The organism is Cupriavidus sp. CP313, from assembly GCF_054072015.1.
Window position 1 is genome coordinate 330,614 of the sequence record NZ_JBSVZB010000003.1, and the last position, 13,209, is coordinate 343,822.

Below are 13,209 nucleotides of genomic sequence, written 5' to 3' on the forward strand. Positions count from 1 at the left end.
TCGCCAGCCAACCCCTCGGACAAAATCATGAAAACTCCGCTCTACGCACTCAGCGCCGCCGACCTGCTCAGGAACTACCGCCAGCGCGAACTCTCCCCGGTCGAAGTCATGCAATCGGTGCTGGACCGCATCGAACACTGGGAGCCCGGCATCCGTGCGATGTACGTGGTGCATGCCGAGCAAGCGCTGGCCGCCGCGCGCAGCGCCGAGGCGCGCTGGCTGGCCGGCACCCCGAACGGCCCGCTCGACGGCGTGCCGGTGACGCTGAAGGAGAACATCGCCACGCGCGGCACGCCGGTGCCGCTCGGCAGCGCCGCCACCGTGCTGGCGCCGGCACCGGCCGATGCGCCGGCCGCAGCGCGCCTGCTCGAGGCCGGTGCGATCGTGGTCGGCAAGACCACCATGCCGGATTTCGGCTTCCTGGGCGCGGCGCCGTCCAGCTTCCATCCGCTCACGCGCAATCCGTGGAACCTGGACCGCAACACCGGCGGCTCCAGTTCCGGCGCCGGCGCCGCGGCCGCGGCGGGCTACGGCCCGATCCACCTGGGCACGGATATTGGCGGCTCGGTGCGTATTCCCGCCAGCTTCTGCGGCGTGTTCGGCCTGAAGCCCAGCCATGGCCGCGTGCCGGTTCATCCGCCAGCCGCCGCGCGCGTGGTCGGCCCGCTGACGCGCACCGTGGCCGACGCCGCGCTGGCGATGCAGGCCATCTCGCGCCCCGATGCCCGCGACTACATGAGCCTGCCGCCGCAGGACATCGCCTGGCAGCAGCTTGAGCGCGATATCCGCGGGCTGCGCATCGGCCTGTGGCTGGAACCGACCGGCGACTGGCAGGTCGATGCTGAAGTCCGCGCGGCGGTGCTGGCGGCAGCGCGCCTGTTCGAGCAAGGCGGTGCCGTGGTCGAACCCGTGCGCGACTGGACCACCATGGACATGCGCATCGGCATGGCGCACTTCTTCACCATGCGCTGCCGGGTCGACCTGGCCGGGATGCCGCCGGAGCGCGCCAGCCTGACGGCCGGCTATATCCGCAAGGCCGCCGAGTTTGCCGGCACGCTCACGCCGGAGCAGACCTTCCAGGCCTTCACGCGCATGCAGCAGCTGCGCGAGGCCACCGTGGCCGCGACCCAGCCCTATGACTTCGTGATCTCGCCGGTGTCACCGGTGCTGCCCTTCGCCGCCGATGCCATCAACAGCGGCGGCGACTTGCCGCTCAAGGATTCGCACTTCACAGCGGTGTTCAACCACTCCGAACAGCCCGCGGCATCGATCCCCTGCGGCATGTCGCGCCACGGCCTGCCCATCGGCCTGCAGATCTCCGGCCGGCGCTTTGACGACCTGGGCGTGCTGCAGCTGGCGCACTGGTTCGAGCGCGCCTCGGAACACCAGCGGCAATGGCCTGAGCCGCAGTAAGACCTGCGTGACCGGCGCGGGGGGGTGCGGCGCTACAATGGCCCGCACCCACTCCAGCGCCGTCACGCCCCCATGCGATTCGAGGATCTTGAAGCCTTCCTGGTTGTCATCGAGCAAGGCAACCTGCACCGCGCCGCCGACACCCTCGGCATGACCCAGTCCGGCCTGTCCAAGACGCTGGCGCGGCTGGAAGGCGAAGCCGGCATGCCCTTGTTCGAGCGCACCCCGCGCGGGCTGGTGCCGACCAGCGTGGGCCGCACCCTGGTCGCCCATGCGCGCCGGATCTCGCTGGCCGCGGGCGACATGCGCAACGAACTGGCCGAGCAGCGCGCGGCGCGCGCGGGCACGGTGCGCCTGGGCGCCATCCCCTACCTGCTGCCGTCGCTGCTGTCGCCGCTGCTGGCCCGCTTCTTCCTGAGCCGGCCGCTGGCCACGTTCTCGATCGAAACCCACCTGAGCGCGCGCCTGATGGCGATGCTGCAGAACGGCGAGGCCGACCTGATCCTGGGCGCGCGCCCGGCCAGCCTGCCGCCGGATATCGCCTGGCTGCCGCTCGGACCGCTGACCATGCAGATCGTGTCCCGCACCGGCCATCCGCGCCGCGAGGGCTTCCGCACGCTGGCCGACCTGAGCGGCGAGCGCTGGGTGGTGCCGGCCAGCTCGCTCTACCTGCGCCAGTGGCTGGAGGAACGGTTTACCTCGGTCGGGCTGCCGCCGCCGCGCGTGGCGGTGGAAAGCACGGCGTCGCCGGTGGCCTTCGGCGAGCTGCTGCGGCACTCGGACCTGCTTGGCATCATGCCGCCGCGCATGCTGCGCCAGGCCGAGGGCCAGGGGCTGGCCGCGATCGAGGCGCCCGGCATGTCGTGGCAGCATGAACTGGCCGTGCTGTGGCGCGCCGATGGCTACCTGTCGCCGATCTGCCAGGACTTCCGCGATGCGGTGGTGACGTGGTGCGAGGAGATGGAGTTGTAAAGCCGCGGGGACTCAGGGCACCCACCAGTAGCGGGTGATATGGAAGAACACCGGCGCGGCGAACACCACTGAGTCCAGCCGGTCCAGCATGCCGCCGTGGCCCTGGATCATATGGCCCCAGTCCTTGATGCCGCGGTCGCGCTTGATCGCCGACATCACCAGCCCGCCCAGGAAGCCCATCAGCGCAATCACCAGCGCAATCGCGCCGGCCTGCCACGGCGAGAACGGCGTGATCCACCACAGCGCCGCGCCCAGCGCGGTGGCACTGGCCACGCCGCCGACAAACCCCTCGACGGTCTTGGACGGCGACAGCAGCGGCGCGATCTTGTGCTTGCCGCACAGCTTGCCCCACACATACTGCAGCACGTCGCTGCCCTGCACCACGATCACCAGGAAGGCGATCAGCAGCAGGTTGCGGCCTTCGAAGCCCGGGATCGGCAGCGTCAGCAGCGCCGGCACATGCGAGATGCAGAACACGCAGACCATCACCGCCCACTGCACCCCGGCGCAGCGCTCCAGGAAGCGCGTGGTCTCGGACGACAGCGCCGCCAGGATCGGCAGGATCAGGAAGGCATAGACCGGGATCAGGATCGAGAACATGCCGTACCAGCCGATATAGACCAGCACGTACTGCAGCGGCAGGAACACGAAGAAGGCGGCGACGATGGCGTGATGGTCGCCGCGCCGCGTGGTGATGATGGTGACGAACTCGCGCAGCGCGAAGAACGACAGCAGGTAGAACAGCACGATCACCGCGGTGCGCCCCAGCGCAAAGGCCGCGCCCATGATGCCGATCATCCACCACCAGGCCCAGACGCGCTGCGCCAGGTTGTCGATCACCGCATGCTGGCCGCCGCCCGCCACCCGCCAGCGCAGCAGCGCGGTCACGGTGGAGGCCAGCAGCAGCACGCCGAACAGGCCGCCGAACAGCAGCCAGGTCTCGGGGCTCCAGTGCAAAGTGGGCATGGCGGTCATTCCAGCTCCGGGGCAAGCGCGAGCAGGCCGTCGCGGCAGCGGGCAAGGAAGGCTTCCTTGCTGTCCTCAGCGGCCAGCAGCACCGGCTGGCCAAAGGTCACGGTGCACAGCAGCGGCACCGGCACGATTTCGCCCTTGGGCATCACGCGGTTGAGGTTGTCGATCCACACCGGCACGAACTCCACCTCGGGGCAGGCCCGCGCCAGGTGGTAGATGCCGCTCTTGAACGGCAGCAGGCGCGCGTCGGTGGTATTGCGCGTGCCTTCGGGAAACAGGATCAGCGAGTCGCCGGATTCCAGCGCGCCGCGCATCAGCGCCACCGGGTCGCTTCCCGGGTCACTTCGCGGGTCGCTGCGGGTGCGGTCGATCAGCAGCGCGTGGAATACGTCGCGGCCGATAAAGCGCCGCAGCGGCGAGCGCTCCCAGTAGTCGGCACCGGCCACCGGGCGCGTGACCGTGCGCAGGTCGGGCGGCAGGCAGCCCCAGATCAGCACGAAGTCGCCGTGGCTGCTGTGGTTGGCAAAGTAGACGCGCTGCACCGCGGCGGGGATGCAGCCCTGCCAGTTGGCGCGCATGCCGGTCAGCAGCCGGGCGAAGACGATGATGGCGCGCGCGGTCGTGCGGGCAAGCCACATGGTTGGTTACCTCAGGATCAGGGTCAGCAAGGCCAGCGCCAGCTGGCACACAGTCAGCGCGGCGCTGGCGCGCACCAGCCGCAGCGCGCCGCGGGCGCGGTCCGGCAACGGACGGCCGGCGCGTTGCGCTGGCATCCAGCCCAGTTCGAGCAGCGCGGCGTCCAATCCGGCCAGGTCGGGCTGGCCTTGCTGCACGGTCGCGAGCGCATCGAACAGCCGGCGGTCGATGGCAACGCGCAGCAGCAGCCAGAGCTGGGGCAGCGCCAGCAGCAGCGACGCGGCCGCCAGCACGCGCGGGATCGGCGTGGCCACCCCCAGCCATGCCGTGGCTACGGCGAAAGCCAGCCCGGCCCCGCCGATCCAGACGGCGCCCGACAGCGCGCCGGTGACGGCGTGCGCGATCCAGGCATCAGTGCGTTGCGTGAACTCAGCGTCCATCATCGGACTCCGGCATGGCAGGACGATCCAGGCAGCGCTGCAGCGCATCCGCATGTTCGCGTCCGAGCACCACCGCCGGGCGATGCTGGCGCAGCGCCGCCAGCGCAGCGCCGGCGTCGCGCAGTCCCTGCCGGCGCGCCAGCCATGCGGCGGCAACCAGCGCGCTGCGCGAATAGCCGAGCGCGCAGCTAACCAGCACGCGGCGGCCCTGCCGGTGCCAGGCGTCGAGTTGAGCCACTGCCTGGTCCAACTGCTCCGGCGTCGGCACGGTCAGGTCCAGCACCGGCACGCAACGATACGCAAGCGCCGGGTCGCTGGCTGCGCGCGGCAGCTCAGCCGTCAGGTCGAGTACTGCGTCCGCCCCGATCGCGCGCAGTTCGGCGCGGGTCGGGAAGCGGCCAACCCAGATGCGGTCTGCGATGGCACTGGGCTGCGGCGCGCGCCGCGTCCACCAGCGCGAATTGAGGAAGGCGCCCAGCAGGTAAGGCGCCAGCACCCAGCGCGCGCCCGGCGCCATCATCCCATCGCCGTCCTTCTGGAACCACGCCGGCGCGGCCAGCGCGTAGATCCGGGCGACGCAGGCCAGCGCCAGCGCGGCCCACAGCAGCAGGAACGCCAGCGTCACCGACGCGCCCAGCGCCAGCACCGCGCACAGCAACGCCACCAGCGCGCCCACGGTGTAGCGGCGTGACAGCTGGCGCGTGCGCGCATCCGGCGCGCCGGCCGCGGCCGCGGGCAGTTGCATCGGGAACAGGTAAACGCACAGCCAGCCCACCAGCGCGCCGGTGGGCACATCGATCAGGTGGTGCTGCCAGGTGGTCAGCACCGAGACCCCGATCAGCGCAAACCAGCCGTGCAGCAGCCAGCGCCAGCCGCCGCGCAGGTGGGCCGCAAAGGCGACCCACAGGATCACCAGCAGGCTGATATGCAGCGACGGCGCCTGGTTGAACGGCAGGTCGAAGCCGCCCAGCAGCGTGAACAGCTGGCCCGGCAGGCCGTCGGCCTCGGGCCGGGCAAAGCTGAAGCGCAGCGGGAAGGCGATAAAGCATGCCACCGACACCAGCTGCGCCAGCACCAGCCGCTTGACGTGCGTGAGCAGCGCCGCGCGCGTGCGCCACAGGAAGAAGGAAATGCCGTACAGCAGGTCGATCGACCAGTACGGCAGGATGGTCCACGGCAGGAACGGAATCCCCCGCTCCCATTCGAAATAGACCGCCGGCACGTTGGCGCGCTGGCTCGCCAGCCAGTTGGCAAAGCCGTAGCTGGAGAAGAAGAACGCGCCGGCCAGCGCCAGCAGCAGGCAGGCCAGCCCCCAGGGCCGCTGCCCCGCCGGCTGGTCCGGACGCGCCCCGGCGCCAACCTCCGTCGGCACCGTGCTCATGCGCCGCGCCTGCGCGCCAGGCTGACGGTGAAGATGCCCCACGGGTCGATGCGCTGGGTCACCTTGTCGAAGCCCGCGGCCCGCACCAGTTCGTCCATCTCGGCCTGCGAGCGGCGGCGCATCACCCAGGCGGCGCCGGCGCGGTGGCTGGTGAGCGCGCGCGCAATGAATTCCAGCTGCGGATGCCAGGGCTGGCCGGTGTAGACCAGGTAGCCGCCGGGCGGCACCGCGCGCGCCAGGCCATCGAGCGAGCGCCGCACCATCGCGTTGTCGGGGAACAGTTCGTACAGGCCGGAAACCACCGCCAGTGTCGGCGCCGGTACCAGCGCCGCCAGGCTGTCGCCGTCGAAGGCATCGCCCTGCTCGAAGCGGGCCACGTCCGCCAGGCCCTTGGCGGCGATCAGGGCGCGGCCCTGCTCGACGTTCAGCGGGCTGTAGTCGCGCAACAGGATCGACTCGACCGCGCCCGCGCCGCCATCCAGCGCGCCCAGGGCCTCAAGCACATAGCGCCCGTGCCCGGCGGCGATGTCGACGATCCGCACCGGCATGCCGGCCGCCCGCAGCCGCCGCACGGCCTCGGCGATCAGGGCCTCGGCGTGGACCTTGCGCTGGCGGATGCCGCGCCAGCCGATCGCGTCAAGGTACTGCTGGTCGGCCAGCCGGCCCAGCTTGCCGCGGCCCGAGGGGGCGTTGCGGTAAACGTAGTCGAGCGTCGAGCCCGAGTCGAAGCCGGTCTCATGGCCCAGCCGCACCCCGTCCGACAGCATCCCGCCCAGCTTCAGGTTGGCCCGCGCCGCGCGCCAGTACCAGGCGGCCAGCCCGGCCGGCGCCGACGCCAGCCGGTCGGATTCCTCGCGGAACGGGCCGATCTGGTCGGCATCGAGCAGCGAGCGCGGCGCCGACGGCGTGTCGAATTCGCGCAGGATAAAGCGGCGCGCGGCATCGACCGCCAGCTTGCGGTCGCGCTCGCCGAGCGTGTCGTGATAGAAGCCGTCCAGCACGATGCGCTCCTTGGTGCGCGAACCCAGGCGCTCATAGAAGCGGTCCTGCGGCCCGCGATGCACGACCCAGTCGGCGCCGGAGATCAGCAGCTGCGTCGGCACCGTGATCGCCGCGGCATCGGCCACGATGCGCTCCGCGGTCTCGTACAGGTCCAGCAGGATATTGACCGCGATCGGGCGCGTGATCAGCGGATCGCTGTCGTAGCTGGCGATCCGCTCTGGATCGTGCGTCAGGAATTTGGCCTTGACGTAGCTGTTGACGAAGAACTTGCCGCGCAGGCGCTGCATCAGCTTCAGCCCCGGCCGCGCAAAGGGCACGTAGAGCTTGACCTTGAACGCCGGCGAGGCCAGCACCAGCGCACGGATCGGCGGCGCGTAGTCGTGCACCCAGGTGGAGGCCAGCACCGCGCCCACGCTCTGCGCGATCACCGCAGTGCGTTCCAGCAGGATGCCGTGGACCTCGGCGATATGGGTGGTGAAGGTCTGGATATCGCGCACCGAGTCCGCCAGGCTGGGGCTGTAGCCGCGTTCACCGGGCGAACGGCCGTGTCCGCGCGCATCCCAGGCAAAGATCTCGTAGCCGGGCAGGTTCAGTTCGTCGGCCAGGTGGGCGACCCGGCCGGAATGCTCATGGCCGCGATGGAACAACACCACGGCGCCGCGCGCCGGGCCCTCAACGGCTGGCCAGTGCCGATAGAACAGCGTCTGGCGGTCGTGGGTCTCGAATTGCCGCTCTTGCGGCTGGCGGGTCGACGCTTGGTCCATCTCGCTACTCCACAGTGCGGGACTGGGCCTCGGCGACACCGCGGCGCACCCGGTTGGCAATCGTGAACAGCGACAGCAGCGACAGCACCAGCCACAGCCAGCTGGCGGCCGCGCCAAAGCCCAGGCCAACACCGGCCCACAGCGCGATCGCGCCGACCGCGAAGGCGCGGTCGCTCTTGCCCAGCGGGCCGTCGTAGCGCCGGCTGGCCCCGGCCAGCGGGCCGATCAGCCCGGCCGCCTCGACGATCACCGCCAGCAGCGCGAAGGTGCCGACCTGGCCCAGGCTGAAGCCCGGCAGCGCGGCCAGCGGCAGGATCAGCGCCAGGTCCGAGGCAATGTCGCCAAGCTCGTTCAGGTAGGCACCCAGCACGCTCTGCTGGCCGTGCTCGCGCGCCAGCATGCCGTCGACGGCGTTGAGCGCCATGCGCAGGAACAACCACAGGGGAAACAGCAGGAACAGCGCCGGGGACTCGGCCACCAGCATGCCCAGCGTGGCCAGCACGCCCACCGCCAGGGAGCCGGCCGCGGCGGCCAGCGTCACCTGGTTGGCAGTCACGCCGCGCTGCGCCAGGTCTTGCACCATGGGGCGCAACCAGGCCTGGAACCTGGGCTTCAGTTCATAGAGGGTCATCGCACCGGCCTCCCTGCCGAGCTGATGCCGGAAGCGACGCCGTGCGCCAGGCCGCGGCGACGCGCAGGATCATGCGCCCCGGCCTGCCCCGACCTCTTCCGTCTTGTTCTTGGTTATTTTCTGACTGCGGCCCGGCTGCTGCACGTGCCGGCCAAGGCATGGCGGCAGTGCCTGGCTCAGCACTCTACCGCCAACGTCGAGACATTACCAGAAGGCGCTTGCTGCCAGAGCCGGCTAGGCTGAGGCAATAGTGTCCCGCACTGCGTCGGTCACCTGCGCCACCACGCCCTCGCGCCAGTCGTCGGCGTCGCCATAGAAGGCACGCCACATCGCCTGGCGGACCAGCGCGCGCTGGTTTTCGTCGGCTTCCGGGTGCTGGTGCAGCCAGTGGTCGCCGCGCAGCGCCTCCAGCACCTCGCCCACCGGCAGCGTGCCGAACTCAAGCGCGATGCCGGCATAGTCCGTCGTGGGCAGGGTCTGCAGCACCGCGTGCCAGGCCAGCCCGGTGAGGTTGGCCGAGGTCGACGAGCCATCGTAGATCGAGGTCACCCGCCCGCCCCAGATCGCGCGCGTGCGCGTGAGCGATTGCGGCGTGTCCGGGCCCATGTGGATAGGCTCGCCATAGCCCCAGGGGCCCAGCCCGGTATGGACGTCGATCCAGCGCAGCGCCTCGCGCCCGGCGCCGAAGCGCGCCAGGATGCGGCACAGCGTGTAGTTGCTCCAGGTGGCCTTGTCGCCGCCGTAGAACATGCCGCCCGGGTCCTGGTACTGGCCGCGGCTGACCGCGGCCTGGTACCACGGCATGCCGCGCTCGGCCACGGCCTTCATCAACTGCGCCTGGTCGGTGTCGGACGGCGGCCATTGCGCCGGCACCAGCAGCGGCGCGATCTCGGCATAGGCCTCGTTGTGCGGCAGCGGCTGCGTGAAGTCCATGAAATTGCGGTTCAGGTCGACGTTGTCCTCGTTGACCCGGCGCAGGTGGGAAAAACCATAGGGATTGATCGCATGCACCAGCAGCAGGCTGGTGTCGGCGGCGGCGCAATCGGCAAGCAGCGCGGCGTCGTGCAGCATCGTCACCTGCGCGCCGGAGCCGGCAAAGCCCTCGGCGCCGTGCGTGCCCGAGGTCACCATCAGGCAGCGGCGGGCCTCGGCCGGGCCGGCCAGCGCCACGTCGATCGCCAGGTCCTCGCCGGCACTGCCGCGCTTGGTGGGATGCGGGAACTGCGCCAGCGCGGCCCCGGCCGTGCGCGCGGCGTCAAGGAACTTCTGGCGGGCTTCGGCGTAGCTGCGAGAAAAATGGCTCATGGCGTGACCGGCGGATGCGATGCAGGCATTAGACGCCAAATCCGCAGGTCTTGCCACCCGCCGCTAGAACACCGATCCGGATGCATACCCGGGCGATGCCGGCGCGGGGTCCGTCCCTGGCCCCCAGATGCCAGGCGAGGTGAACGCCTGCGGATGCATCTCGATCCCGGCCGCGGCCAGCTGGCCGGCGGTCAGCACCAGGTGACGGGCCAGCCAGTCGTGCAGGCTGCGCAGGAAGCGGATGTTGTCGACGCTGTTGGACCCCGCGATCAGCCATTCCAGCTTGACATGCGCGGTATAGACGTCCAGCAGGTTGGTGGCGCGCAGCCGCGGCGGGGTGGACGGGCTGCGCTCGATCGCCAGGATGCGGCGCACGTGCGCCATGCCGATGTCGCCGGTGCGCTGGTACTGCTCGTAGACGCCCTCAAGCGCCGGGAAGCGCACTGTCGGCTGCACGCGCGGCACTGCGGCCACCTTCTCCATGCGCAGCACCAGGTAGCGGAGCGCGGCGGCGCGCTCGGCGGCCTGCGCCTGGGCGGGATCGCGGCGGCGGGCCGGGGGCGCCAGCTCGGGCAAGGCCGTGCGCGGCACCACATCGCGCTCGGTGTAGTCCGGCACCAGCAGCAGCAGGCCCGGATGCGGCACCGCGGCACGCGCGCAGTCGTCGCCAAAGGGATACTCGTGCCCCGCGGCATCGCGCAGGATATAAGCCTGCCCGGCCGGAAAGCCATGGTGGCGGCGGCTCGCGCCCCGCGCATGGCAGCGCGTGGCGGGGTCGACGAAGTCCTTGCGTACGGGGATCCAGCCCCCGTCGTGTGCCTGGGTCATGCGATGCGGGTCATCCCTGTATTGCTAGACCCGCCATTGTCGCCGATCTGCGCGATCGCGCCGGCGAATCTGCCCTGCCCTACTTCAGCATGAACGACATCGCCGACAGGCAGTTCAGCATGCGCACCGCGGCCTGGACCGAATCGGCCTGGAAGGACAGCGTCACGCCGTCGCGGCGCTCCAGCGTCGGCCACTGGCAGAAGAGGTCTGCGTGCGCGGGCGTCAGGGTCTGCAGGGTGCAAGTCACCGGCGCGGCGATGCGCAGGCATTGCGCCTGCGCGCGTTCGCGCACCGCGGTTGCCGCCGCCGCGGCAATGGCCTCGCGCGCCGCCGCCGGCGACAGCGAGGTGCCGCTGCCGAAGCCGCCCGCGGACTTGGTCTCGACATAGCGCACCCACGGCATCAGCGCATGGGTTTCCTGCACGAAGACATCGTCGCCGCTGGCCATCAGCACCGGCGCGCCGAACTCGCCCGCCAGCGCGGCGTACAGCCCCGCCTCGCCCAGTTCCTTGCCGTTGAGCCAGACCCGCGCAAAGGCGCCGCTGTTGATGGTGTGCGCCAGCACGCCGCGGCTCTGGGCGCGGCCGTGGTAGCCGATCATCAGCACGCCGTCGACACCGGCCTCGACGCCGGCCATCATGCCAAGGTAGCGCGGCTTGCCCAGTACCACCCGCGCGCGCGGATCGAGCTGGTCCGGCAGCAGGTTGCGGAAGCCGCCGTGCGAATCGTTGACCAGTACTTCGGTCGCGCCGCCGGCAAAAGCGCCTTCGACCGCAGCATTGGCTTCGCCGGTCATCCAGGCCCGGGCGCGTTCGTATTCGCCGTTGCCGGGGCGCGTCTGTTCGGCGTGGAAGACGCCAGCTACGCCTTCGATATCAGTGGAAACAAGGATCTTCATCAGGCGGTTCGGCCCAGTTCGGGCATCACGTCCAGCAGTGCGCGCCGGCCGTGGCCGTCGCGGCCCTGCACCGGTGCGGCATGCCACAGGGCATGCAGGATGGCTTGCTCGACGCTGTCGGCCGCGGCGCGGAACAGCGGGTCGAGTCGGGTTTCATGCAGCATGGCGACGGCCGGCATCGGCCGGGCAGCGTCGTGCGGCACGGTATACGCGGTCGAGAACGCGAGTGCGATATCGCCCGAGCCATGCCCGAACACCGAGCCGGTACGCGCCAGCCCGGCGCCGGCGCGCAGCGACAGCCGGCGCAGCTGACGCGCGTCCAGCGGGGCGTCGGTGGCGAGGATCATGATGATCGATCCTTTTTCCGGTTGCGCCGCGGTGTCGGGCTGCGCCAGGCGCTGCACCAGTTCCGGACCGACCAGCCGGCCGGCCACGGTCAACGATTCCGGCGTGCCGAAATTGGCCATCACCAGCGCGCCCACGCAATATCCACCGGTCAGGCGTGAAGCGGTGCCGATACCGCCCTTGACGCCGAACGCCGACATGCCGCGCCCGGCGCCGACCGCGCCCTGCGCAACGTCCTGACCGGCACCGGCGAGGGCCGCCTCATAGTGGCTGCCCTCCACCGCCATGCGCTGGATATCGTTCAGGTAACCGTCATTGCACTCAAACACCACCGGATTGACTGTAGGCAGCGCGCGGCCGATCTCCGGATTGGCCGCCACCGCCGCACGGATCTGCGCCTGCGCCACCGCGCCGACCGAAAAGGTATTGGTCAGCGCCACCGGCGTTTCCAGCACGCCCAGTTCGTCCACCTGCACCAGCCCGATGCTCTTGCCAAAGCCGTTGAGCACGGTGGCCGCGGCGGGCACCTTGTCGCGGTAGGGATCGCCGCCATGCGGACGGATCACGGTGACACCGGTCTGCACGGCGCCGTCCGCCAGCGTGCAATGGCCGACGGTCACGCCGGCCACGTCGGCAATGCTGTCCAGCGGACCTGCCGGCAGGCTGCCGACACGCGGCACGCCCGTTGTCGATGCGGTCATGTTCAGCGGCGGTCGATCTTGGGGTCGAGCGCGTCGCGCAGGCCGTCGCCCAGCAGGTTGAAGGCCAGCACGGTCAGGAAGATCGCCAGGCTCGGGAAGATCGCCACGTGCGGCGCGGTCACCATGTCGGCGCGGGCCTCGTTGAGCATCGCGCCCCATTCCGGCGTGGGCGGCTGCGCGCCCAGGCCAAGGAACGACAGGCTGGCCGCGGTGATGATCGAGGTGCCGATGCGCATCGAGAAATACACCACGATCGACGACACCGTGCCCGGCAGGATATGGCGCATCAGGATGGTCCAGTCCGACGCGCCAATGCTGCGTGCAGCCTCGATGTAGGTCAGCCGCTTGAGCATCAGCGTATTGCCGCGCACCAGCCGCGCGAACGCCGGGATGCTGAAGATGGCCACGGCGAAGATCACGTTGGTCATGCCGTTGCCGAGGATCGCCACGATGCCGATCGCCAGCAGGATGCCCGGGAAGGCGAAGAGCACGTCGGAAATGCGCATCACGATGCGGTCCCACCAGCCCTCGTAGTAGCCCGCCAGCAGGCCCAGCACGGTGCCGATCAGCGCGCCGATGATCACCGACAGGAAGCCCGCCGCCAGCGAGATGCGCGCGCCGGCCAGGATGCGGCTGAAGATGTCGCGCCCGAGCGAATCCACGCCCATCCAGTGCGCGGCCGACGGGCCGGCGTTGAGCGCGTCATAGTCGAAGAAGTTCTCCGGGTCGTACGGCACGATATGCGGCGCCACGATGGCGATCACCACCAGCACCAGCACGAAGGCACCGGCGCCCAGCGCCAGGTGCTGCTTGCGGAATTTGCGCCAGAACTCGGTCCAGGGCGTGCGCACGGCCTCCGGCACGGGGGCGGTGGCGGGTGCCGCTTGCGCTGCGGCGGGCGTGGAAAGCTCAGTCATGCCG

The 13,209-nt window shown here is 70.5% G+C and carries 13 protein-coding genes; 2 read left to right on the forward strand and 11 right to left on the reverse strand.

Going from position 1 to position 13,209, the window contains the following annotated elements:
- Positions 1–27: 27 nt before the first annotated feature.
- Positions 28–1,413, forward strand: a complete 1,386-nt coding sequence (locus ACW4E8_RS05955; RefSeq protein WP_456803667.1) for an amidase — start codon at positions 28–30, stop codon at positions 1,411–1,413.
- A 72-nt stretch (positions 1,414–1,485) separates the two neighbouring features.
- A complete protein-coding gene (locus ACW4E8_RS05960; RefSeq protein ID WP_456803668.1) occupies positions 1,486–2,385 on the forward strand; it encodes a LysR family transcriptional regulator in 900 nt (299 codons plus the stop codon).
- A 12-nt stretch (positions 2,386–2,397) separates the two neighbouring features.
- Here ACW4E8_RS05960 and ACW4E8_RS05965 read toward each other — a convergent pair whose 3' ends face one another.
- From ACW4E8_RS05965 to gsiD, 11 genes are all read right to left on the reverse strand, one after another.
- Complete coding sequence (locus ACW4E8_RS05965) at positions 2,398–3,360, reverse strand: phosphatidate cytidylyltransferase (RefSeq protein WP_013956986.1); 963 nt, start codon at positions 3,358–3,360, stop codon at positions 2,398–2,400.
- Positions 3,357–3,995: a lysophospholipid acyltransferase family protein gene (locus ACW4E8_RS05970; protein ID WP_456803669.1), complete on the reverse strand. Its 639-nt coding sequence runs from the start codon at positions 3,993–3,995 to the stop codon at positions 3,357–3,359. Before ACW4E8_RS05970 ends, ACW4E8_RS05965 begins: the two co-directional genes overlap by 4 nt.
- Before the next feature lie 6 nt (positions 3,996–4,001).
- Positions 4,002–4,433 (reverse strand): hypothetical protein, encoded by a 432-nt coding sequence (locus ACW4E8_RS05975; RefSeq protein ID WP_456803670.1) that lies wholly within the window; start codon positions 4,431–4,433, stop codon positions 4,002–4,004.
- A complete protein-coding gene (locus tag ACW4E8_RS05980; RefSeq protein WP_456803671.1) occupies positions 4,423–5,814 on the reverse strand; it encodes a phosphatase PAP2/dual specificity phosphatase family protein in 1,392 nt (463 codons plus the stop codon). The genes ACW4E8_RS05975 and ACW4E8_RS05980 overlap by 11 nt, the downstream gene beginning before the upstream one ends.
- Positions 5,811–7,580, reverse strand: a complete 1,770-nt coding sequence (locus ACW4E8_RS05985) for a bifunctional alpha/beta hydrolase/class I SAM-dependent methyltransferase (RefSeq protein WP_456803672.1) — start codon at positions 7,578–7,580, stop codon at positions 5,811–5,813. The genes ACW4E8_RS05980 and ACW4E8_RS05985 overlap by 4 nt, the downstream gene beginning before the upstream one ends.
- A gap of 4 nt (positions 7,581–7,584) precedes the next feature.
- Positions 7,585–8,211, reverse strand: coding sequence for a CDP-alcohol phosphatidyltransferase family protein (locus tag ACW4E8_RS05990; protein ID WP_013956991.1), 627 nt, complete (start codon positions 8,209–8,211; stop codon positions 7,585–7,587).
- A 234-nt stretch (positions 8,212–8,445) separates the two neighbouring features.
- Complete coding sequence (locus ACW4E8_RS05995; protein WP_456803673.1) at positions 8,446–9,516, reverse strand: M14 family metallopeptidase; 1,071 nt, start codon at positions 9,514–9,516, stop codon at positions 8,446–8,448.
- 63 nt (positions 9,517–9,579) lie between these two features.
- On the reverse strand, positions 9,580–10,344 hold the full coding sequence (locus ACW4E8_RS06000; RefSeq protein WP_456803674.1) for a hypothetical protein: 765 nt from the start codon (positions 10,342–10,344) through the stop codon (positions 9,580–9,582).
- A gap of 79 nt (positions 10,345–10,423) precedes the next feature.
- Entirely contained in the window at positions 10,424–11,242 is an 819-nt protein-coding gene (locus ACW4E8_RS06005) for a M55 family metallopeptidase (RefSeq protein WP_456803675.1), read from the reverse strand.
- The gene (locus tag ACW4E8_RS06010; protein ID WP_456803676.1) at positions 11,242–12,288 is read right to left on the reverse strand and encodes a DmpA family aminopeptidase; all 1,047 of its coding nucleotides are present in this window, start codon (positions 12,286–12,288) and stop codon (positions 11,242–11,244) included. The genes ACW4E8_RS06005 and ACW4E8_RS06010 overlap by 1 nt, the downstream gene beginning before the upstream one ends.
- Positions 12,289–12,290: 2 nt before the next feature.
- Entirely contained in the window at positions 12,291–13,205 is a 915-nt protein-coding gene (gene gsiD / locus ACW4E8_RS06015; protein WP_456803677.1) for a glutathione ABC transporter permease GsiD, read from the reverse strand.
- Positions 13,206–13,209: the final 4 nt, after the last annotated feature.